The sequence below is a fragment of the Mycobacterium sp. NGS56 genome (assembly GCF_059812425.1).
On sequence record NZ_JCALCQ010000001.1, the window covers coordinates 254143 to 274418 of the forward strand.

The following is a 20276-nucleotide window of genomic DNA, read 5'->3' on the forward strand; positions in this document are numbered from 1 at the left end:
CGCTTCAGTACAGCGCGTTGGCGAGATTACGCCGTCCGACGACAACCTCGGGATCAGCGGGGTCGAAGAGTTCGAACAGCTCGACCAGCCGGGTACGCACCAGGGTGCGATCGTCCCCGGATGTGCTGCGCACCAAGGCGATCAGACGGTCGAATGCGGCTCCGACATCCTGATTGAGGATCTGCACGTCGGCCGCAGCGAGGGCGGCTTGGATGTCGCCGGGCGCGGCATCGGCGACGGCGACGGCATCCGGGCGTTGCGCGGTTGCGCGCGTGAGGAATTCGATCTGCCGGATCGCGCCCTTGGCTTCGGTGTTGGCCGGGTTGGCGTCCAAAATCGACTGATACGACGCCTTGGCCGCGTCGAAGTCGCCGTCCTCCAGCTGTTGGCGCGCCGCGGCCAGCTCGGGATCGACGGCCTCCGCCTCACCGGAACCCGTTGAGCCCTTGAGCTTTCCGGCGGTCGCCGAGAGAATCTGGTCCAACCAGCCGCGCAGCTGCTCGGGCGGCTGCATTCCCTGGAAACTCGAGATCGGCTGACCGGCGGCCAGCGCCACGACGGTCGGGACCGCGTCGACACCGAATATCTGCGCGACCCGGGGCGCGACATCGACGTTGACCGTCGTCAACGACCACTTGCCGTCGTCCTGCGCGGCCAAGCCGGCGAACGTGTCGAGCAGCTGGACGCACGCGTCGCTGCGCGGCGACCACAGCAACACAACGACTGGTACTTCTTCCGACCGAAGCAGCACCTCGGCCTCGAAGTTAGCCTCGGTGACGGCGATGATTCCGCGGTCACCCCCAGCGGACGACGGCGCGGACCCGGCGGCAGGATCGCCCGCCGGCTGGGGCCGTTGCTTGAGACCGGAGAGGTCGACCGCACCAGCCAGGGCGGGGCCGATAGAGGGTCGCGGACGCGTCACACCGTCAAGTTTGTCATGTGCCCGGGCTACCCATCCACCCGGTCACGACCGCTGTCCGGCAGCCCCCGACAGGGGCGCAAATGCCCCCGCAGCAGGGTCGTGATCGGCAGATATGACGAAGATCACAATTGGTCATCGGCGGGCCGCGCCAGCAACGTCGGCGACAGCCGGCTAACCCGCGCGCAGGATCAGGGCGTCGCCCTGCCCGCCGGCCCCGCACAGCGCCGCGACAGCGTATCCAGAGCCGCGTCGTGACAACTCCAGGGCGGCGTGCAGCGTGATCCGTGCTCCGGACATCCCGATTGGATGCCCCACAGCGATCGCGCCGCCATTGACGTTGACCAGGTCGGGATTCACGCCCAGTTCACGGGTCGATGCCAGCGCCACCGCGGAAAACGCCTCGTTGATCTCGATGACATCGAGCTGGTCGACCGAGATGCCCTCTCGGCTGATCGCCTTCTTGATCGCGTTGGCCGGTTGCGACTGCAACGTGGAATCCGGTCCGGCCACCACGCCGTGCGCGCCGATCTCGGCCAGCCAGGTCAGCCCCAGTTCCTGAGCCTTGGCCTTGCTCATCACCACCACCGCCGCCGCGCCGTCGGAGATCTGGGAGGCCGAACCGGCGGTGATGGTGCCGTCGCGGCGAAATGCCGGCTTGAGGCCGGCCAGCGACTCGGCGGTGGTGTTGGCGCGGATCCCCTCGTCCTCGGTGAACTGCAGCGGATCACCTTTGCGCTGCGGAATGTTGACGGGCACCACTTCGTCGGTGAAGACGCCGTCCTTCCATGCAGCGGCCGCCTTCTGGTGGGACCGCGCAGCGAACTCGTCCTGCTCCTGCCGGGTGAATTTGTCCGCGTCGTTGCGCTGCTCGGTGAGCGCGCCCATCGGCTGGTCGGTGAACACGTCGTGCAGCCCGTCGTAGGCCATGTGGTCGAGCACCGTCACGTCGCCGTACTTGTAGCCCGAACGGCTGTCCATCAGCAGGTGTGGTGCCTTGGTCATGGACTCCTGGCCGCCGGCCACCACCACGTCGAACTCGCCGGCGCGTATGAGCTGGTCAGCCAGTGCGATGGAGTCAATACCGGACAGACACATCTTGTTGATGGTCAGGGCTGGAACATCCCAGCCGATGCCGGCCGCCACGGCCGCCTGGCGTGCCGGCATCTGACCGGCCCCGGCGGTCAGCACCTGGCCCAGGATCACGTAGTCGACCGCGGAGGCCGGAACATTGGCTTTCTCCAGGGCGGCGGCGATCGCGATGGCCCCCAGATCGCTGGCGGAGAAGTCCTTCAGCGAACCCATCAACTTGCCGATGGGTGTCCGCGCTCCAGCAACGATCACCGACGTTGTCATGACTATCTCCTAAGGCCTGCTGGGCGCTCCCTCGATGGCCGTTTCAGCATCCCGGAGAAGCGCAATCTTTGCCGCCAGGTTACCGTTATGTGATGACGACCGATCAAGTTGACGCCCGTCAGATCCTGGCCACCTCCCTGGTGACGGCGATCGATCACGTCGGCATCGCAGTCGCCGACCTGGACGCCGCCATCACCTGGTACCACGACACCCTCGGCATGATCCTGGTGCACGAGGAAGTCAACGAGGAGCAGGGAATCCGCGAAGCCATGCTGGCTGTGCGCGGCGCCCCGGCGGGCACCGCGCAGATCCAGTTGATGGCCCCCCTTGACGAGTCCTCGACGATCGCGAAGTTTATCGACAAGCGCGGTCCGGGCATCCAGCAGATGGCCGTTCGAGTCAGTGACCTCGACGCCCTGTCCGACCAGCTCCGTGAGCAAGGCGTGCGCCTGATCTACGATGCGCCCCGACGCGGCACGGCAAACTCCCGGATGAACTTCATCCACCCCAAGGACGGCGGTGGGGTGCTGATCGAGCTCGTCGAACCGGCGGCCTGACACTCCCGACCCTCACGACCACCTCCTGGTCGGACCGCGGGTAGCGCGGTGCGTCCAGCATGGCGTGTGCCAATGCCGGCGGTCCTCGACTTGACCCGAGCCACCCCCCACCGTCGAATCGATCGGCCATACCACCAGATGTGCTGAGCCGGAGCGTATTTCGTGATCGCAGCCGGGGCACCTATAGGTTTTGACCGCACGGGCCGCCGGGACGGGACGGACTTCGTACTCGTGGCCGTCGGGGCCGGGTTCCACCCGGCGCGGGGCCGACGGCGCCAACGGCCGGCGTGGCGGGGTACGACGGCGAGCCATGGGTTCAGTCTAGTGGCGACATCTCAGAACAGCCGGTACTCGTCGCTATCCATGCCGCGCATCTTGTCGTAATCCAGTGTCAGACAGCGGATCCCGCGATCGGTCGCCAATGTGCGGGCCTGCGGCTTGATCTGCTGAGCGGCAAACACCCCTTTTACCGGTGCGAGCACGCTGTCGCGGTTGAGCAGGTCCAGGTAGCGGGTGAGCTGCTCAACACCGTCGATCTCGCCGCGGCGCTTGATCTCCACCGCCACCGAGCCGCCTCGTTCGTCACGGCACAGCAGATCGACCGGGCCGATGGCCGTCATGTACTCGCGGCGAACCAGCGTGTAGCCCTCGCCCAACAGTTGCACGTGCTCGGCGAGCAGCGCCTGCAAGTGCGCCTCGACGCCGTCCTTCACCAACCCGGGGTCGACGCCCAGCTCGTGGCTGGAGTCGTGTTCGATCTCCTCGACCGTGATGCGCAATTGTTCCCCGGCCTTGTTCTCAACCACCCACACCGGGGCCCGATCACCGGTTTCTTCGGTCAGCCAGCACGGCGGGCTCATCCAGTTCAGCGGCTTGTAGGCGCGGTCGTCGGCGTGCACACTGACCGACCCGTCGGCCTTGAACAACAGCAACCTGCGGGCGGATGGCAGGTGGGCGGTGAGCCTGCCGACATAGTCAACGGTGCATTGGGCGATCACTAGACGCACCCGACTCACCTTAAAGGCTCGCCGACGACATAGGCTGACGCCACGATGTTGGCCAACCAGACCATCGCAAAACGCCTGGGCAGGGTGCTTGAGAGAGTCACCCGTCAGAGCGGCCGCCTGCCGGAAACCCCGGCGTACGGGTCGTTCTTACTCGGGCGGGTCTCGGAGAGCCAACAACGCCGACGCATCCGCATTCAGGTCATCCTGACCGTGCTGGTGCTGGGCGCAAACCTGATCGGCATCGGCGCCGCGCTGCTGTTGGTGACGGTCGCCATCCCCGCACCGAGCGTGTTCCACGACGCGCCCTGGTGGGTCACCTTCGGCGCCGCGCCGGCCTATATCGCACTCGCACTGACCGTGGGTGTCTACTGGATCACTCGCCGGACCGTGCTCGTATTGCGGTGGGCGATCGAGGAGCGCCCGCCGACCCCTGAGGACGAGCGCAACACGTTCGTCGCCCCGTGGCGAATCGCGCTGGTCGACCTCATTCTGTGGGGCGTCGGGGCGGTAGTGCTGACGGTCCTCTACGGCCTGGTCAACACCTTGTTTATCCCGCGGTTCCTCGTTGGGGTGGGCTTCTGCGGCATTCTGGTGGCCACCGGGAGCTATCTGCTCGCTGAGTTCGCGCTGCGGCCGGTGGCGGCCCAGGCGCTCGAGGCGGGGCCACCGCCACGGCGACTGACGGCCGGCATCATGGGCCGGACCATGACGGTGTGGTTCCTCGGGTCGGGTGTGCCGGTCATCGGCATTATCGTGCTGACCACATTCCAAATTCTGATGCGAAACTTGACCGAGACCGAGTTCGCGGTCGCGGTGCTGATGGTGTCGTTTGCGACGCTGATCTTCGGATGCGTCTTGATGTGGATCCTGGCCTGGCTGACGGCGACACCGGTGCGCGTAGTCATGGCGGCGCTGCGACGCGTCGAGCAGGGAAACCTCCGCGGCGATCTGGTCGTGTTCGACGGAACCGAACTCGGTGAGTTGCAGCGCGGTTTCAACGCGATGGTCGATGGTTTGCGCGAACGGGAACGCGTGCGTGACCTTTTCGGCCGGCACGTGGGCCGCGAAGTCGCCCTGGCCGCCGAGCGCGAGCGGCCGAAGCTGGGTGGCGAAGAGCGCCACGTCGCCGTGGTCTTCATCGATATCGTCGGTTCCACGCAGTTGGTGACGAACAGGCCACCGGCCGAAGTCGTCAGTGTACTGAACCAATTTTTCGCCATCGTCGTCGAAGAAGTGGATCGACATCGTGGGCTGGTCAACAAGTTCGAAGGCGATGCGTCGCTGGCGATCTTCGGAGCACCGAACCACCTCGACAACCCGGAGGACGCGGCACTCGCTGCCGCGCGCCGCATCACCGAGCGACTGGCCAATGAAATGTCTGAGCTCTCGGCTGGCATCGGTGTCGCTGCGGGTCGTGCCGTTGCCGGAAACGTCGGCGCCAGGGAGCGTTTCGAATACACCGTGATCGGTGAGCCGGTCAACGAGGCGGCCCGCCTGTGCGAGCTTGCCAAGTCGCACTCGACGCCGCTTCTCGCGACGGCGGACGCCGTCGAGCATGCGAGCGAAAACGAGCGAGCCCGTTGGTCTTTGGGCGACACCGTCACCCTGCGCGGGTATGAGCGTCCCACTCAGCTGGCGTCGCCGGTCGACCGGTGAATGATTGGTTTCGAGTTGAATGGGCGCGGCGACAATTGCATAACGTCTGATCGAAAGTTTCACGTACTTGCAATGTCGGTGAGCGGTCCCGCGGACAAGGCCGGGCGGTTCGCCCAGTCCGGTATTGCGGGCCCGCCACTGCGTGCGCCAGGTGGGCGATCCCGGTCGGCACCTGAGCGGGTACGTGTCTTCTTGGCTACGCGCATTCGTTGGTGATCCGGGCTCAGACCGCTGTCTGGTAATAGTCAGGTCCCAAACCGGCCGTCACGACGATGTCGCTTTTCCGCCAGTTTTGTCGGTGGACGGGTGTAAGTCTGGAACCGTGCACAACGATTTCGAACGCTGTTACCGCGCCGTCCAGTCCAAGGACGCCCGGTTCGACGGATGGTTCGTCACCGCGGTGCTGACCACCCGCATCTATTGCCGGCCCAGCTGCCCCGTGCGGCCGCCGTTCGCGCGTAACGTGCGGTTTTACCCGACGGCAGCGGCCGCGCAGCGAGCGGGCTTTCGAGCATGCAAGCGCTGCCGCCCCGACGCGTCCCCAGGCTCTCCGGAGTGGAATGTGCGCGGTGATGTCGTGGCGCGGACGATGCGCCTGATCGCCGACGGCACGGTGGACCGCGAAGGTGTCGGCGGCCTGGCCGCCCACCTCGGTTACACCGCCAGACAGCTGGAGCGCCTGTTACAGGCTGAGGTTGGGGCCGGCCCACTCGCGCTGGCCCGCGCGCAACGTGCGCAGACCGCCCGAGTGCTCATCGAAACCACGGACCTGCCATTCGGCGATGTCGCCTTCGCCGCCGGTTTTTCCAGCATCCGTCAGTTCAACGACACCGTGCGCTCCGTCTTCGAGAGCACACCGCGCGCGCTGCGCCAGCGCGCGACGACACCCCCCGGCTTGACCTCGAATTCCCCCGGCCCCGTGTGCCTTCGGCTCCCGGTACGCACACCCTTCGCCTTCGCCGGGGTCTTCGGTCATCTGGCCGCAAGCACGGTGCCCGGTTGCGAGGAAGTCCGCGACGGCGCCTACCGTCGCAGTCTGCGCCTTCCGTTCGGCAACGCAATCGTCACCCTGACCCCCGCCGTGGATCATGTCCGGTGCGTGCTCGTGCTCGACGACTTTCGTGATCTGACAACCGCTATCGCGCGTTGCCGACGGCTGCTGGACCTCGATGCCGACCCGGAGGCGGTGGACGAAGCGCTGAGCGACGACGCGGAGTTCTGCGCCGTCTTAGCCAAGGCGCCGGGGCAACGGATCCCGCGCACGGTTGACGAAGCCGAACTGGCGGTGCGCGCGGTGCTGGGCCAGCAGGTGTCCACCAAGGCGGCGAGCACCCATGCGGGGCGCCTGGTCGCCGCCTACGGGCAGCCGATCAACGATCCCGACGGAACGTTGACCCACACCTTCCCCGCCGTTGAGCAGCTCGCGGACATCGACCCCATCCATTTGGCCGTGCCCAAGGCCCGGCAGCGGACACTGAGTGCTCTGGTCGGCGGCCTCGCCGCCGGAACTGTCGTGTTGAGCGCCGGCTGCGACTGGGAAAGCGCCCGAAGGCAATTGCTCGGCTTGCCGGGGGTCGGCCCATGGACCGCGGAAGTGATCGCAATGCGCGGCCTGGGCGATCCTGACGCGTTTCCCGCCAGCGATCTGGGCCTGCGCATGGCCGCCAAACAGCTGGGCCTGCCGTCCGACGAGCGCTCGCTCGTCGCGCGCAGTGCGCGGTGGCGACCCTGGCGTTCCTATGCCACCCAATACCTTTGGTCCACTCTCGAACATCCGGTAAACCGTTGGCCGCCACAGGAGGTCGCATGATCGAGTACCGAACCATCGACAGCCCAATCGGACTGCTGACCCTTGCTGGTCGCGGCTCGGTGCTGACGAATCTGCGCATGGTCGACCAGACCTACGAGCCGAACCGCACCGACTGGTCGCCGAACCCGCGGGCGTTCGGCGAGGCCGTCGAGCAACTCGGCGCGTATTTCGCCGGCGAACGCACCGACTTCGACTTCGACTTCGACCTGCGCGGCTCCGAATTCCAGCGCAAGGTATGGGAGGCGCTGCTGACGATCCCGTATGGGCAGACGCGATCCTATGGACAGATCGCCGATCAGATCGGAGCTACCGGGTCGGCACGCGCGGTGGGTTTGGCCAATGGACACAACCCGATCGCGATCGTCGTTCCGTGCCACCGGGTCATCGGCGCCAACGGCAGCCTTACCGGCTACGGCGGCGGACTCGACCGAAAACGAACGCTTCTCGATATGGAGCGCAGGCACACGACCGCCCAGATGGATTTATCGCTATTCGATTGAAAATTCCGCCATTTATTTGCAGATGCAAAAACACCCCCGTTGCCGGGGGTGTTTTTGTGTATGTTCGGCGGTGTCCTACTTTTCCACCCGTATGGGCAGTATCATCGGCGCTGACAGGCTTAGCTTCCGGGTTCGGAATGGGACCGGGCGTTTCCCTGTCGCTGTGGCCGCCGTAACTCTATTTAAATTTGTTTGGTGGGGGGTGTGGCGTCAAAGTTGTTCTGCGGCGAATAGCCGTCGAACTGGAGTGTGGTTGCGATTGTGTGTTGGTAAGTTTTCGGCCGGTTAGTGCCAGTTCCCTGCACCCATTACTGGGCTTCCAGGTCTGGCCTATCGAACCCGTAGTCTGCGGGGGGCCTTATCCCTCTAAAAGGGTGAGAAACCTGATCTTGGAGAAGGTTTCCCGCTTAGATGCTTTCAGCGGTTATCCTGTCCGAACGTGGCTATCCAGCCGTGCCCCTGGTGGGACAACTGGTATACCAGAGGTTCGTCCGTCCCGGTCCTCTCGTACTAGGGACAGGTTTCCTCAAGTTTCTGACGCGCGCGGCGGATAGAGACCGAACTGTCTCACGACGTTCTAAACCCAGCTCGCGTGCCGCTTTAATGGGCGAACAGCCCAACCCTTGGGACCTGCTCCAGCCCCAGGATGCGACGAGCCGACATCGAGGTGCCAAACCATCCCGTCGATATGGACTCTTGGGGAAGATCAGCCTGTTATCCCCGGGGTACCTTTTATCCGTTGAGCGACACCCCTTCCACTCAGAGGTGCCGGATCACTAGTCCCGACTTTCGTCCCTGCTTGACTTGTAAGTCTCGCAGTCAAGCTCCCTTGTGCACTTACACTCAACACCTGATTGCCGTCCAGGTTGAGGGAACCTTTGGGCGCCTCCGTTACATTTTAGGAGGCAACCGCCCCAGTTAAACTACCCACCAGGCACTGTCCGTGAACCGGATATACGGTTCGACGTTAGGTGTCCAATACGATCAGAGTGGTATTTCAACAACGACTCCATACAAACTGGCGTCTGTACTTCACAGTCTCCCACCTATCCTACACAAACCGTACCGAACACCAATACCAAGTTGTAGTGAAGGTCCCGGGGTCTTTTCGTCCTGCCGCGCGTAACGAGCATCTTTACTCGTAGTGCAATTTCGCCGAGTCTATGGTTGAGACAGTTGGGAAGTCGTTACGCCATTCGTGCAGGTCGGAACTTACCCGACAAGGAATTTCGCTACCTTAGGATGGTTATAGTTACCACCGCCGTTTACTGGGGCTTAAATTCTCCGCTTCACCTTACGGTTAACGGGTCCTCTTAACCTTCCAGCACCGGGCAGGCGTCAGTCCGTATACATCGTCTTGCGACTTCGCACGGACCTGTGTTTTTAGTAAACAGTCGCTACCCACTGGTTTCTGCGGCCGGATCCCGCTCCCACCGCAAGGGTGTTCACGGTATTCCGGCCCCCCTTCTCCCGAAGTTACGGGGGCATTTTGCCGAGTTCCTTAACCATAGTTATCTCGTACGCCTTGGTATTCTCTACCTGACCACCTGTGTTGGTTTGGGGTACGGGCCGTGTATGTGCTCGCTAGAGGCTTTTCTTGGCAGCAGAGGATCACCGAATTCGCCTCAATCGGCTATGCATCACCTCTCAGGATTAATGAGCGACGGATTTGCCTATCGCTCTCCCTACAGGCTTGCCCCAGTATTACCACTGACTGGTACGGCTGCCTTCCTGCGTCACCCCATCGCTTGACTACTACCAGCGAAGGTCCCACGCAGCCCCGAAACTCCATGCCCCCGAAGGGGAATGGTCGATCCGGTTTTGGGTGGTTAGTACCGCTGATTCATCAGGGACGCCTATACACGGGTACGGGAATATCAACCCGTTGTCCATCGACTACGCCTGTCGGCCTCGCCTTAGGTCCCGACTCACCCTGGGCGGACTGGCCTGGCCCAGGAACCCTTGGTCTTACGGCGGGCAAGGTTCTCACTTGCCTTATCGCTACTCATGCCTGCATTCTCACTCCCCCACCCTCCACCACCGGTCACCCGGCGGCTTCGCTGAATGAGGGACGCTCCCCTACCCACATCCACGTAGACGTGAATGTGCCGCGGCTTCGGCGGTGTGCTTGAGCCCCGCTACATTATCGGCGCATAATCACTTGACCAGTGAGCTATTACGCACTCTTTCAAGGGTGGCTGCTTCTAAGCCAACCTCCTGGTTGTCTCTGCGACTACACATCCTTTTCCACTTAGCACACGCTTAGGGGCCTTAGCCGGCGATCTGGGCTGTTTCCCTTTCGACGTACGGAGCTTATCCCCCGCCGTCTCACTGCCACGCTTTACACCACGGCATTCGGAGTTTGGCTGACGTCAGTAACCTAGTAGGGCCCATCGGCCATCCAGTAGCTCTACCTCCGTGGTGAACCACGTAACGCTGCACCTAAATGCATTTCGGGGAGAACCAGCTATCACGGAGTTTGATTGGCCTTTCACCCCTACCCACAGCTCATCCCCTCAGTCTTCAACCTAAGTGGGTTCGGGCCTCCACGCGGTCTTACCCGCGCTTCACCCTGGCCATGGGTAGATCACTCCGCTTCGGGTCCAGAACACGCCACTACACCCCAAAGGGGATGCGCCCTATTCAGACTCGCTTTCGCTGCGGCTACCCCGCACGGGTTAACCTCGCGACGTGTCCCTGACTCGCAGGCTCATTCTTCAAAAGGCACGCCATCACCCCACGAGGAGGCTTTGACGGATTGTAGGCACACGGTTTCAGGTACTATTTCACTCCCCTCCCGGGGTACTTTTCACCATTCCCTCACGGTACTAATCCGCTATCGGTCATCGAGAAGTATTTAGGCTTACCGGGTGGTCCCGGCGGATTCACAGCAGATTCCACGGGCCCGCTGCTACTCGGGAACTGATACAAGGTAGGTGACGGGTTTTCGCGTACCGGGCTCTCACCGTCTGCGGCAGACCATCCCAGGCCATTTCTGCTAACCACGACACTTTCTGACTACCCCTCAGCCAGGTAGAGCTGAGACATATCACTCCCACAACACCGCGCGCACAACCCCTACCCGGTTATACATGCGCGCGGTTTAGCCTGTTCCGCGTTCGCTCGCCACTACTGACGGAATCACAATTGTTTTCTTCTCCTACGGGTACTGAGATGTTTCACTTCCCCGCGTTACCTCCCGCACCCTATATATTCAGATACGGGTAACACGACATCACTCGTGCTGGGTTTCCCCATTCGGAAATCCTCGGATCAATGCTCGGTTGACAGCTCCCCGAGGCATATCGCAGCCTCCCACGTCCTTCATCGGCTCTCGATGCCAAGGCATCCACCATGCGCCCTTAAACACTTACTTACACACAAGAGTTAAAAAAGAAATTACACATTTCGATGAACATGTCAGCCACGAAGGACTACGCGTTCATCTAGATGCTCGCAACCACTATCCAATACTCAAACACCACACCCCACCACCAAGATGGAGGGACTCCACACGGATCGACCGAGTGTTGTCTCAGGGCCCAATAGTGTGTCTGGCAATCATTTGCTGTTGTGCACCCGGCTTTCGTCCACTACAGACGAAAACCCCTCACGGCTCGCACCCCACCAATTGGAGTGCTTTTCGTGGTGCTCCTTAGAAAGGAGGTGATCCAGCCGCACCTTCCGGTACGGCTACCTTGTTACGACTTCGTCCCAATCGCCGATCCCACCTTCGACAGCTCCCTCCCAAGGGTTAGGCCACTGGCTTCGGGTGTTACCGACTTTCATGACGTGACGGGCGGTGTGTACAAGGCCCGGGAACGTATTCACCGCAGCGTTGCTGATCTGCGATTACTAGCGACTCCGACTTCATGGGGTCGAGTTGCAGACCCCAATCCGAACTGAGACCGGCTTTAAAAGGATTCGCTTAACCTTACGGCATCGCAGCCCTTTGTACCGGCCATTGTAGCATGTGTGAAGCCCTGGACATAAGGGGCATGATGACTTGACGTCATCCCCACCTTCCTCCGAGTTGACCCCGGCAGTCTCTCACGAGTCCCCGGCATTACCCGCTGGCAACATGAGACAAGGGTTGCGCTCGTTGCGGGACTTAACCCAACATCTCACGACACGAGCTGACGACAGCCATGCACCACCTGCACACAGGCCACAAGGGAACGCCTATCTCTAGACGCGTCCTGTGCATGTCAAACCCAGGTAAGGTTCTTCGCGTTGCATCGAATTAATCCACATGCTCCGCCGCTTGTGCGGGCCCCCGTCAATTCCTTTGAGTTTTAGCCTTGCGGCCGTACTCCCCAGGCGGGGTACTTAATGCGTTAGCTACGGCACGGATCCCAAGGAAGGAAACCCACACCTAGTACCCACCGTTTACGGCGTGGACTACCAGGGTATCTAATCCTGTTCGCTCCCCACGCTTTCGCTCCTCAGCGTCAGTTACTGCCCAGAGACCCGCCTTCGCCACCGGTGTTCCTCCTGATATCTGCGCATTCCACCGCTACACCAGGAATTCCAGTCTCCCCTGCAGTACTCTAGTCTGCCCGTATCGCCCGCACGCTCACAGTTAAGCCGTGAGATTTCACGAACAACGCGACAAACCACCTACGAGCTCTTTACGCCCAGTAATTCCGGACAACGCTCGCACCCTACGTATTACCGCGGCTGCTGGCACGTAGTTGGCCGGTGCTTCTTCTCCACCTACCGTCAATCCGAGAAAACCCGAACCTTCGTCGATGGTGAAAGAGGTTTACAACCCGAAGGCCGTCATCCCCCACGCGGCGTCGCTGCATCAGGCTTGCGCCCATTGTGCAATATTCCCCACTGCTGCCTCCCGTAGGAGTCTGGGCCGTATCTCAGTCCCAGTGTGGCCGGACACCCTCTCAGGCCGGCTACCCGTCGTCGCCTTGGTAGGCCATCACCCCACCAACAAGCTGATAGGCCGCGGGCCCATCCCACACCGCAAAAGCTTTCCACCAAAAGACATGCGTCTAAAGGTCCTATTCGGTATTAGACCCAGTTTCCCAGGCTTATCCCGAAGTGCAGGGCAGATTGCCCACGTGTTACTCACCCGTTCGCCACTCGAGTACCTCCGAAGAGGCCTTTCCGTTCGACTTGCATGTGTTAAGCACGCCGCCAGCGTTCGTCCTGAGCCAGGATCAAACTCTCCAAACAAAAACTCCTCGCAGAACGAGGTGAATTCAAATCAGAGATACCTGACAAGACGCCAAAAACTGGCATCAAATACGGCCATACCGACACACGGGGAGTGTTTAGGTATGGCCAAAAAAACAACAACAAAATAAAAAGACCAAACACACTATTGAGTTCTCAAACAACACTTGTTTCGCCCGTTTTGGGGCAACCCTGCCAGCTTAATACAGGTCTGACGGGTCCGTCAACTCCCAGGATCTGATCTTCGGGAGACCATCTCGGGAGCGGCCGTGCCAGGCTAGTACCAATCCAGCGAGGGAGTCAAGGCCCCGCTTTCGTCCACCTTCGCGTTGGTGATACGCGGCTGTGGAGGCCTGGGGGACTTGGCCTTTGGTTACTGTACCCGCTCGATCTCCGCTCCCAAAATCGCCAGGTTTTCCACGAACAGCGGGTAGCCACGATCGATGTGGAAGACGTCGTGGACCTCAGTGTCTCCGTCGGCGACGAGGCCGGCCAAAACCAGGCCGGCACCCGCCCGGATGTCCGAACACCACACCGGCGCACTCGACAATTGCGGCAAGCCCCGCACGACGGCGTGATGTCCGTCTGTCCGGGCATCGGCGCCAAGGCGGATCATTTCTTCAACGAATCGAAAGCGCGCCTCGAATACGTTCTCGGTGATCATCGACGTACCGTCCGCGATCGAGGCCAGGGCGATCGCCATCGGCTGCAGGTCGGTCGGAAACCCCGGAAACGGCAGGGTCGCGACATTGACGGCCTTCGGACGCTCGTACTGCGCCACCCGAAAGCTGTCGTCGGTTTGGGTCACGGTGGCGCCCGCGTCGTGCAGCTTATGCAGCACCACCTGCAGGTGCGCGGGGTCGATGCCGGTCACCGTGATGTCTCCGCGGGTTATCGCGGCGGCGATGCCCCACGTGGCGGCGACGATGCGATCCCCGATCACGCGATGCTCGGTCGGGTGCAGCTTTGGAACGCCGATGATGGTCATCGTCGGCGAGCCCGCCCCCTCGATCTGCGCGCCCATCTGGTTCAACATGGTGCACAGATCCACCACGTCGGGCTCGCGCGCCGCATTGTGGATGGTGGTTACGCCCTCGGCGACGACCGCGGCCATCAGGATGTTCTCGGTGGCTCCCACCGAAGGGAATTCCAGCTGAATCTCCGCGCCGCGCAACGTATCGGCCTGGGCCACCACGCATCCGTGCTCGATGTTGCATTGCGCACCGAGCTGACGCAGGCCGGCCTGATGCATGTCCAGCGGGCGTGATCCGATCGCGTCGCCTCCCGGCAGCGCGACGCGGGCGCGCTTGCACCGGCCAACCAGCGGTCCCAGCACGCACACCGACGCGCGGAATTGTCGCACCGCGGCGAAATCGGCGTCGTATTTCGGTTCATCCGGAGAGGTGATTCGGGCGACATCACCGTCTAATTCGACGGTCGCGCCCAGGCCGCGCAGCACCTCCGCCATCAGCGGCACATCGAGGATGTCGGGGCAGTTGGTGATCGTGCTGGTGCCTTCGGCCAACAGCGTCGCGGCCATCAGCTTGAGCACGCTGTTTTTTGCGCCCCCGACTGCGACTTCGCCTGACAACCGGTTGCCGCCGGTCACCACGAATCGCTCAGCCACCCGGGTCAGTCTAGTGAAGCGGTATCGGCTTGTCAGTCAGCCAACCCACACCCGAGTACGGTTTGCTCATGGCTGTACACCTGACTCGCATCTACACACGAACCGGCGATGATGGAACGACGGGATTGAGCGACTTCTCGCGGGTCTCCAAGAATGATCCTCGCCTGGTGGCCTACGCCGATTGCGACGAAGCCAACTCGGCGATAGGCGTAGCCGTCGCGGTGGGTCAGCCGGACGAGAAGCTCATGGGCGTGTTGCGGCAGATCCAAAACGATTTGTTCGATGCCGGGGCGGATCTGTCGACCCCTGTTGTCGAGAATCCCGAGTATCCTCCGCTGCGCGTCACCCAGCCCTACATTGACCGACTCGAAAAGTGGTGCGACGCATACAACGAGCCGTTGCCGAAGTTGAATTCCTTTGTACTGCCCGGTGGTTCGCCGTTGTCGGCGTTGCTGCACGTGGCCCGCACCGTGGTACGCCGAGCCGAGCGCTCGGCGTGGGCGGCCGTCGATGCCGCACCGGGGCAGGTCAACGTCCTGCCCGCGAAATACCTGAACCGTCTGTCAGATCTGCTTTTTATCCTGTCGCGCGTGGCCAACCCCGACGGCGACGTGTTGTGGAAACCGGGCGGCGACAACGCCACCACGAGTTAGTCCCGCCGGTCGTCGTCCTTCCCCGTCTAGGGTGGCGCGGTCTACAGGCTCCGCCGACGGGAACGCGGCGATGGACGTGACTCCAGCCAGGACAAGAACGCGGTCAACGCGCCCTTATCCAAGGCGATCTCGTAGCCAGACCTGCGGTCCTGGGTCGTATCGCGCAACTCGATGACGACGATCTCGTCGGTCATGATGTCGAACTCGTCGCCGCGCGGTGCCCGCCTGGACACGATCTCCACGCCTCGCCGGCTCAGCCGCCGGTCCGGCCACAGTCGCACACTGGAGAGCCGGTAGAAAGCGGCTTCGCCTCCGCGATAACGGATTACGCCGTGCCGCCAACCGTGGCCCCCGACCGCGGGAATGTCTCGCATGATCCCCGCGGTGCCGCCCTGGCGCAGCTTCCACAGCCGATAACTCAGCCCGATGACGGCGCTCGCCAGCACGACGACCAGCACGACCATGCCGACCATGGGCGCGCTCATGGGCGGTTAGTCGATCGCGCCGACGGCACGCAATCTCGCGCGCCCCTTGGCGGCGATGCGCGGATCGTCAGACTCAGCGGCCTCTCTGGCGGCGCTCTCGTCGATCTCCGACTCGAACTCGGCGGATTCGGCGAGGATCGTCACCGATTCCTCGGTGACCGATAAAAATCCGCCGTCCACCGCGACCCGCAGATCGTCTTCGCCCTCTCTTTCGACGCGCACCATTGCGTCGTCGACCAACTGCGCTACCAGCGGGATGTGCCGCGGCAGGATGCCGATCTCACCGACGGTGGTGCGGGTGAACAGAAACGTTGCCTCACCCGACCAGATCTTTCGGTCGACGGCGACTATCTCAACGTTCAATTCAGCCATGCCACAGAGCCTTTCAGAGCCTTCTCGCCCATGCCTCAGGAATCAAGTTTGGCGCCAAAGCCTTCGGCCTTTTTAGCCAAGTCATCGAGGCCACCGATCAAGAAGAACGCCTGCTCCGGGATGTGGTCGAAATCGCCCTTGGTCAGCCGGTCGAATGCCTCGATGGTCTCCTTCAGTGGCACCGTCGAGCCGGGCTGACCGGTGAACTGCTCGGCCGCCATCATGTTCTGCGACAGGAATCGCTCGATGCGCCGTGCGCGCTGCACGAGCTGCTTGTCCTCTTCCGAGAGCTCGTCGATACCGAGGATCGCGATGATGTCCTGAAGGTCCTTATACCGCTGGAGGATTCGGATGACTTCCTGCGCCACCCGGTAGTGCTCGTCACCAACCACACTCGGGTCCAGGATGGTCGAGCTCGAGGCCAGCGGATCCACCGCGGGGAAGATACCCTTGGAAAACACCGAACGTGACAACTCGGTGGTGGCGTCCAGGTGCGCGAATGTCGTTGCCGGCGCTGGGTCGGTGTAATCGTCGGCGGGCACATAGACGGCCTGCATCGACGTGATCGACTTGCCTCGCGTCGAAGTGATGCGCTCCTGCAGCTCACCCATCTCGTCGGCCAGGGTCGGCTGGTAACCCACCGCGGACGGCATACGACCGAGCAGCGTCGACACCTCCGAACCTGCCTGGGTGAATCGGAAGATGTTGTCGATGAACAACAGCACGTCCTGGCCGGCCTCGTCGCGGAACCACTCGGCCATGGTCAGCGCGGACAGCGCCACCCGCATACGGGTGCCGGGCGGCTCGTCCATCTGGCCGAACACCAGTGCGGTGTCCTTGAGCACGTCGGCTTCCTTCAGCTCGACCCAAAGGTCGTTGCCCTCACGGGTGCGCTCTCCCACGCCGGCGAAAACCGAAGTACCACCGAAGTTTCGGGCGATACGGTTGATCATCTCCTGGATCAGCACCGTCTTGCCGACGCCGGCACCACCGAACAGCGCGATCTTGCCACCGCGCACGTACGGGGTGAGCAGGTCGACGACCTTGAGGCCGGTCTCGAGCATTTCGGTGCGGGGCTCGAGCTCTTCGAACGCCGGCGGCTTGCGGTGAATCGACCAGTGCTCGAAGCCCTCACCGTATCCCGGCTCGTCCAGGCAGTCACCCAGAGCGTTGAAGACGTGGCCCTTGACGTCTTGGCCAACCGGCACCGAGATCGGCTTGCCACTGTCGGTTACCTCTACTCCGCGCACCAGGCCGTCGGTGGGCTGCAGCGAGATGGTGCGTACCAGGTTGTCGCCGAGGTGCTGCGCGACCTCGAGCGTCAGGGTCTTCGCGAGCTCCTCGAATGTGATCTCGGCGTTGAGCGCGTTGAACAGCTCCGGCACCGAGCCGCGCGGGAACTCGACGTCCACGACGGGGCCGGTGATTCGCACCACGCGGCCGCTGGTCTCGGACTTTGTCGACTTGTCGGTCTTTTCGTCAGTAGCAGTCATTTTCTTCTTCCTCGTGTGCTACTTAGCGTCGGCCAGTGCGTTTGCGCCACCGACGATTTCGCTGATCTCTTGGGTGATCTGAGCCTGCCGCTCGCGGTTCGCCATCAGCGTGAGCTCTTTGATCAGGTCATCCGCGTTGTCCGTTGCCGACTTCATCGCTCGTTGACGCGACGCGAGCTCCGATGCCGCCGACTCGAGTAACGCCGCGTACACCCGGGTCGTCACATACCGCGGCAATAACGCCTCGAAAAGCGTTGTCGCGTCTGGCTCGAACGAGTACAGCGTATGGAGTTCCTCGGTGTCCTCGACGTACTCCATGACCAGTGGAGCGATGCGGTGCGCCACCGCGGCCTGCGACATCATCGACTTGAACTCCGAGTAGACGATGTGCAGTTCGTCGACGCCCTGGTCATCCTGTGACTCGTCATCGCCGGTCCCCGCCATGAAAGTCTCGACCAGCGTGGACGCAATCTCCGCGGCGTTTTCATATTGGGGTTGCTCGGAGAAGCCCGTCCACGATTCCGTGATGTCCCAGTTGCGGAACTTGAAGTAGTTCTGCGCCTTTCGGCCCACCGTGTAGACGACCGGCGTCTTACCTTCCTCGCGCAGCAGGGAGAACAGCTCCTCGGAGCGGCGAAAGATGCTCGAGTTGTACGCGCCGCACAACCCGCGATCCGACGACACCACCAGCACGCCGGCGCGCTTCGGCTCTTCTCGTTCGACCAGCAGAGGGTGGTCCAACGCGGCTTCGGAGGAGAGCGTGGTGAGCATCGACGTGATCTGGAACGCGTACGGCCGTGCGGATTCCAACCGGGCCTGCGCCTTACCGATGCGCGAGGTCGCGATCATCTCCTGGGCCTTGGTGATCTTCTTGATCGACCCCGCCGACCGAATCCGGCCGCGTAATTCGCGAAGTGTTGCCGCCATCGGTAGCTACTTCTTGTCCTTGCCGGAGGTTTTCTTCTTTTCCTTCGGCTTTTCCTTCTTGACCTGTACGGACTCTTTTTCCAGCTCCTCTTCGTCCAGGGCCTCGACGTGCTCGTCAGGCACGACCGATCCACCGCCACTGGCTGCGAAGCCCTTCTTGAAGTTGTTGATGATCTCGGTCAGCTGGTTCTCGCCCTCTTCGGAGAGTTTTCCGCTGTCGCGGACACCGCCCAGGAACTTCTCTTCCGAAGCCCGCATGTGGTCCAGCAGCTCGGTCTCGAAACGCCGCACGTCCTCGACGGGAACAGAGTCCAGGTGACCGCCGGTGCCCAGGAAGATCGAAACCACCTGCTCCTCAACCGGCATGGGCTGGTACTGCGGCTGCTTCAGCAGCTCGACCAGGCGCTCACCGCGCTCCAGCTGGGCCTTGGACGTCGCATCCAAGTCCGAGGCGAAGGCGGCGAACGATTCCAGCTCGCGGTACTGCGACAAGTCGAGTCGCAGCGAGCCCGCGACTTCCTTCATCGCCTTGATCTGCGCCGCACCACCCACGCGCGACACCGACACACCGACGTTGATGGCGGGCCGCACACCCTGGTTGAACAGGTCGGACTCCAGGAAGCACTGCCCGTCGGTGATCGAGATGACGTTGGTGGGGATATAGGCAGAGATGTCGTTGGCCTTGGTCTCGATGATCGGCAACCCGGTCAGTGAGCCACCACCGAGGTCGTCCGACAGCTTGGCGCAGCGCTCCAACAGGCGCGAGTGGAGATAGAACACGTCGCCGGGGTACGCCTCACGACCCGGCGGGCGGCGCAGCAGCAATGAGATCGCGCGGTACGCCTCAGCCTGCTTGCTCAGGTCGTCGAAGACGATCAGCACGTGCTTGCCGTCGTACATCCAGTGCTGGGCGATCGCCGAACCCGTGTACGGCGCAAGCCATTTGAAGCCCGCGGAGTCGGATGCCGGGGCCGCGACGATGGTCGTGTAGTCCATCGCGCCGCCCTCTTCCAGGGCGCGCCGGACCGAGGCGATCGTGGTGCCCTTCTGGCCGATGGCCACGTACACGCAGCGCACCTGCTTGCGCTCGTCGCCGCTCTCCCAGTTCTCCCGCTGGTTGAGGATGGTGTCCACGCAGACGGCGGTCTTGCCGGTCTTGCGGTCACCGATGATCAGCTGGCGCTGGCCGCGACCGATCGGGGTCATCGCGTCGATGGCCTTGATACCGGTCTGCAGCGGCTCGCTCACGCTCTGCCGCTGCACCACCGACGGCGCCTGGATCTCGAGCGCGCGGCGAATATCGGTGTCGATGTCCCCGCGTCCGTCGATCGGCTCGCCGAGCGGATTGACGACGCGCCCCAGGAACGCGTCGCCGACGGGAACCGACAAGACCTCGCCAGTGCGCTTGACTTGCTGTCCTTCTTCGATCTTCTCGAAGTCACCCAGGATCACCGCGCCGACGCTGTGTTCGTCCAGGTTGAGCGCGACGCCCAGGACGCCCCCGGGGAACTCGAGCAGCTCCTGGGTCATGACCGAGGGCAGGCCTTCAACGTGCGCGATGCCATCCCCCGCGTCGACGACGGTACCGACCTCTTCCCGGGCGGTGTCGGACGTGAAAGAGCCTACGTACTCCTCGATGGCGCTCTGGATGTCATCAGCGGAGATTGTCAACTCGGCCATAGCTTTTCGTCTTCCTACTTGATCTTGGTTCGCATGTGGTGGTG

15 protein-coding genes and 3 rRNA genes are annotated in these 20276 nt (G+C 62.6%); 5 read left to right on the forward strand and 13 right to left on the reverse strand.

Features of this window, described 5'->3' with window-relative positions; translation table 11 throughout:
- Window positions 1-4: 4 nt before the first annotated feature.
- Window positions 5-922 (reverse strand): thioredoxin family protein, encoded by a 918-nt coding sequence (locus AC5Y4F_RS01185; protein ID WP_067939293.1) that lies wholly within the window; start codon window positions 920-922, stop codon window positions 5-7.
- A gap of 171 nt (window positions 923-1093) precedes the next feature.
- Complete coding sequence (locus AC5Y4F_RS01190; protein WP_067939290.1) at window positions 1094-2275, reverse strand: acetyl-CoA C-acetyltransferase; 1182 nt, start codon at window positions 2273-2275, stop codon at window positions 1094-1096.
- 89 nt (window positions 2276-2364) lie between these two features.
- On the opposite strand from AC5Y4F_RS01190, the gene mce reads away from it, so the two are divergent.
- Window positions 2365-2832: a methylmalonyl-CoA epimerase gene (mce, locus tag AC5Y4F_RS01195; protein ID WP_082947765.1), complete on the forward strand. Its 468-nt coding sequence runs from the start codon at window positions 2365-2367 to the stop codon at window positions 2830-2832.
- Between the two features lie 12 nt (window positions 2833-2844).
- Here mce and AC5Y4F_RS01200 read toward each other — a convergent pair whose 3' ends face one another.
- Together AC5Y4F_RS01200 and nucS are read right to left on the reverse strand one after the other, a co-directional pair.
- A complete protein-coding gene (locus AC5Y4F_RS01200) occupies window positions 2845-3144 on the reverse strand; it encodes an Rv1322 family protein (RefSeq protein WP_082947764.1) in 300 nt (99 codons plus the stop codon).
- Between the two features lie 23 nt (window positions 3145-3167).
- Window positions 3168-3839, reverse strand: a complete 672-nt coding sequence (gene nucS, locus AC5Y4F_RS01205; protein WP_499994724.1) for an endonuclease NucS — start codon at window positions 3837-3839, stop codon at window positions 3168-3170.
- Window positions 3840-3884: 45 nt separating this feature from the next.
- Between nucS and AC5Y4F_RS01210 the strand changes: the two genes are divergently transcribed.
- From AC5Y4F_RS01210 to AC5Y4F_RS01220, 3 genes are all read left to right on the forward strand, one after another.
- Window positions 3885-5495: an adenylate/guanylate cyclase domain-containing protein gene (locus tag AC5Y4F_RS01210; RefSeq protein ID WP_067939281.1), complete on the forward strand. Its 1611-nt coding sequence runs from the start codon at window positions 3885-3887 to the stop codon at window positions 5493-5495.
- A 322-nt stretch (window positions 5496-5817) separates the two neighbouring features.
- Window positions 5818-7305 carry an AlkA N-terminal domain-containing protein gene (locus AC5Y4F_RS01215; protein ID WP_499994727.1) on the forward strand — a complete coding sequence of 496 codons (1488 nt, stop codon included), beginning with the start codon at window positions 5818-5820 and terminating at the stop codon, window positions 7303-7305.
- Window positions 7302-7805: a methylated-DNA--[protein]-cysteine S-methyltransferase gene (locus tag AC5Y4F_RS01220; RefSeq protein WP_067939275.1), complete on the forward strand. Its 504-nt coding sequence runs from the start codon at window positions 7302-7304 to the stop codon at window positions 7803-7805. The genes AC5Y4F_RS01215 and AC5Y4F_RS01220 overlap by 4 nt, the downstream gene beginning before the upstream one ends.
- Before the next feature lie 62 nt (window positions 7806-7867).
- Here the strand turns inward: AC5Y4F_RS01220 and rrf are convergent.
- From rrf to murA, 4 genes are all read right to left on the reverse strand, one after another.
- A 5S ribosomal RNA gene (gene rrf / locus AC5Y4F_RS01225) occupies window positions 7868-7980 on the reverse strand.
- A gap of 90 nt (window positions 7981-8070) precedes the next feature.
- A 23S ribosomal RNA gene (locus AC5Y4F_RS01230) occupies window positions 8071-11181 on the reverse strand.
- 283 nt (window positions 11182-11464) lie between these two features.
- Window positions 11465-12995 (reverse strand): 16S ribosomal RNA (locus AC5Y4F_RS01235).
- Together the 16S, 23S and 5S rRNA genes form the textbook arrangement of a ribosomal RNA operon.
- A 373-nt stretch (window positions 12996-13368) precedes the next feature.
- Complete coding sequence (gene murA / locus AC5Y4F_RS01240) at window positions 13369-14622, reverse strand: UDP-N-acetylglucosamine 1-carboxyvinyltransferase (protein WP_067939271.1); 1254 nt, start codon at window positions 14620-14622, stop codon at window positions 13369-13371.
- Window positions 14623-14690: 68 nt separating this feature from the next.
- Between murA and AC5Y4F_RS01245 the strand changes: the two genes are divergently transcribed.
- A complete protein-coding gene (locus tag AC5Y4F_RS01245; RefSeq protein ID WP_067939268.1) occupies window positions 14691-15275 on the forward strand; it encodes a cob(I)yrinic acid a,c-diamide adenosyltransferase in 585 nt (194 codons plus the stop codon).
- A 41-nt stretch (window positions 15276-15316) separates the two neighbouring features.
- On the opposite strand, the gene AC5Y4F_RS01250 is transcribed toward AC5Y4F_RS01245, so the two are convergent.
- Genes AC5Y4F_RS01250 through atpA form a run of 5 tightly spaced genes read right to left on the reverse strand, consistent with a single transcriptional unit; the run spans window position 15317 to window position 20232 of the window.
- Window positions 15317-15760, reverse strand: a complete 444-nt coding sequence (locus AC5Y4F_RS01250; protein WP_067939265.1) for a DUF2550 domain-containing protein — start codon at window positions 15758-15760, stop codon at window positions 15317-15319.
- 6 nt (window positions 15761-15766) lie between these two features.
- The gene (locus AC5Y4F_RS01255; RefSeq protein WP_067939262.1) at window positions 15767-16132 is read right to left on the reverse strand and encodes a F0F1 ATP synthase subunit epsilon; all 366 of its coding nucleotides are present in this window, start codon (window positions 16130-16132) and stop codon (window positions 15767-15769) included.
- Window positions 16133-16167: 35 nt separating this feature from the next.
- The gene (atpD, locus tag AC5Y4F_RS01260) at window positions 16168-17625 is read right to left on the reverse strand and encodes a F0F1 ATP synthase subunit beta (protein ID WP_067939260.1); all 1458 of its coding nucleotides are present in this window, start codon (window positions 17623-17625) and stop codon (window positions 16168-16170) included.
- Window positions 17626-17643: 18 nt separating this feature from the next.
- Window positions 17644-18552: a F0F1 ATP synthase subunit gamma gene (locus AC5Y4F_RS01265; RefSeq protein ID WP_067939257.1), complete on the reverse strand. Its 909-nt coding sequence runs from the start codon at window positions 18550-18552 to the stop codon at window positions 17644-17646.
- A gap of 6 nt (window positions 18553-18558) precedes the next feature.
- On the reverse strand, window positions 18559-20232 hold the full coding sequence (gene atpA / locus AC5Y4F_RS01270; protein ID WP_067939253.1) for a F0F1 ATP synthase subunit alpha: 1674 nt from the start codon (window positions 20230-20232) through the stop codon (window positions 18559-18561).
- Between the last annotated feature and the right edge of the window lie 44 nt (window positions 20233-20276).

Excerpts from the sequence above, each read along its gene's own strand:
- AC5Y4F_RS01190 (WP_067939290.1), bottom strand. The coding sequence starts at position 2,275 with ATGACAACGTCGGTGATCGTTGCTGGAGCGCGGACACCCATCGGCAAG.
- AC5Y4F_RS01200 (WP_082947764.1), bottom strand. The coding sequence starts at position 3,144 with ATGGCTCGCCGTCGTACCCCGCCACGCCGGCCGTTGGCGCCGTCGGCC.
- AC5Y4F_RS01210 (WP_067939281.1), top strand. The coding sequence starts at position 3,885 with ATGTTGGCCAACCAGACCATCGCAAAACGCCTGGGCAGGGTGCTTGAG.
- AC5Y4F_RS01220 (WP_067939275.1), top strand. The coding sequence starts at position 7,302 with ATGATCGAGTACCGAACCATCGACAGCCCAATCGGACTGCTGACCCTT.
- AC5Y4F_RS01245 (WP_067939268.1), top strand. The coding sequence starts at position 14,691 with ATGGCTGTACACCTGACTCGCATCTACACACGAACCGGCGATGATGGA.
- AC5Y4F_RS01250 (WP_067939265.1), bottom strand. The coding sequence starts at position 15,760 with ATGAGCGCGCCCATGGTCGGCATGGTCGTGCTGGTCGTCGTGCTGGCG.
- AC5Y4F_RS01255 (WP_067939262.1), bottom strand. The coding sequence starts at position 16,132 with ATGGCTGAATTGAACGTTGAGATAGTCGCCGTCGACCGAAAGATCTGG.
- atpD (WP_067939260.1), bottom strand. The coding sequence starts at position 17,625 with ATGACTGCTACTGACGAAAAGACCGACAAGTCGACAAAGTCCGAGACC.
- AC5Y4F_RS01265 (WP_067939257.1), bottom strand. The coding sequence starts at position 18,552 with ATGGCGGCAACACTTCGCGAATTACGCGGCCGGATTCGGTCGGCGGGG.
- atpA (WP_067939253.1), bottom strand. The coding sequence starts at position 20,232 with ATGGCCGAGTTGACAATCTCCGCTGATGACATCCAGAGCGCCATCGAG.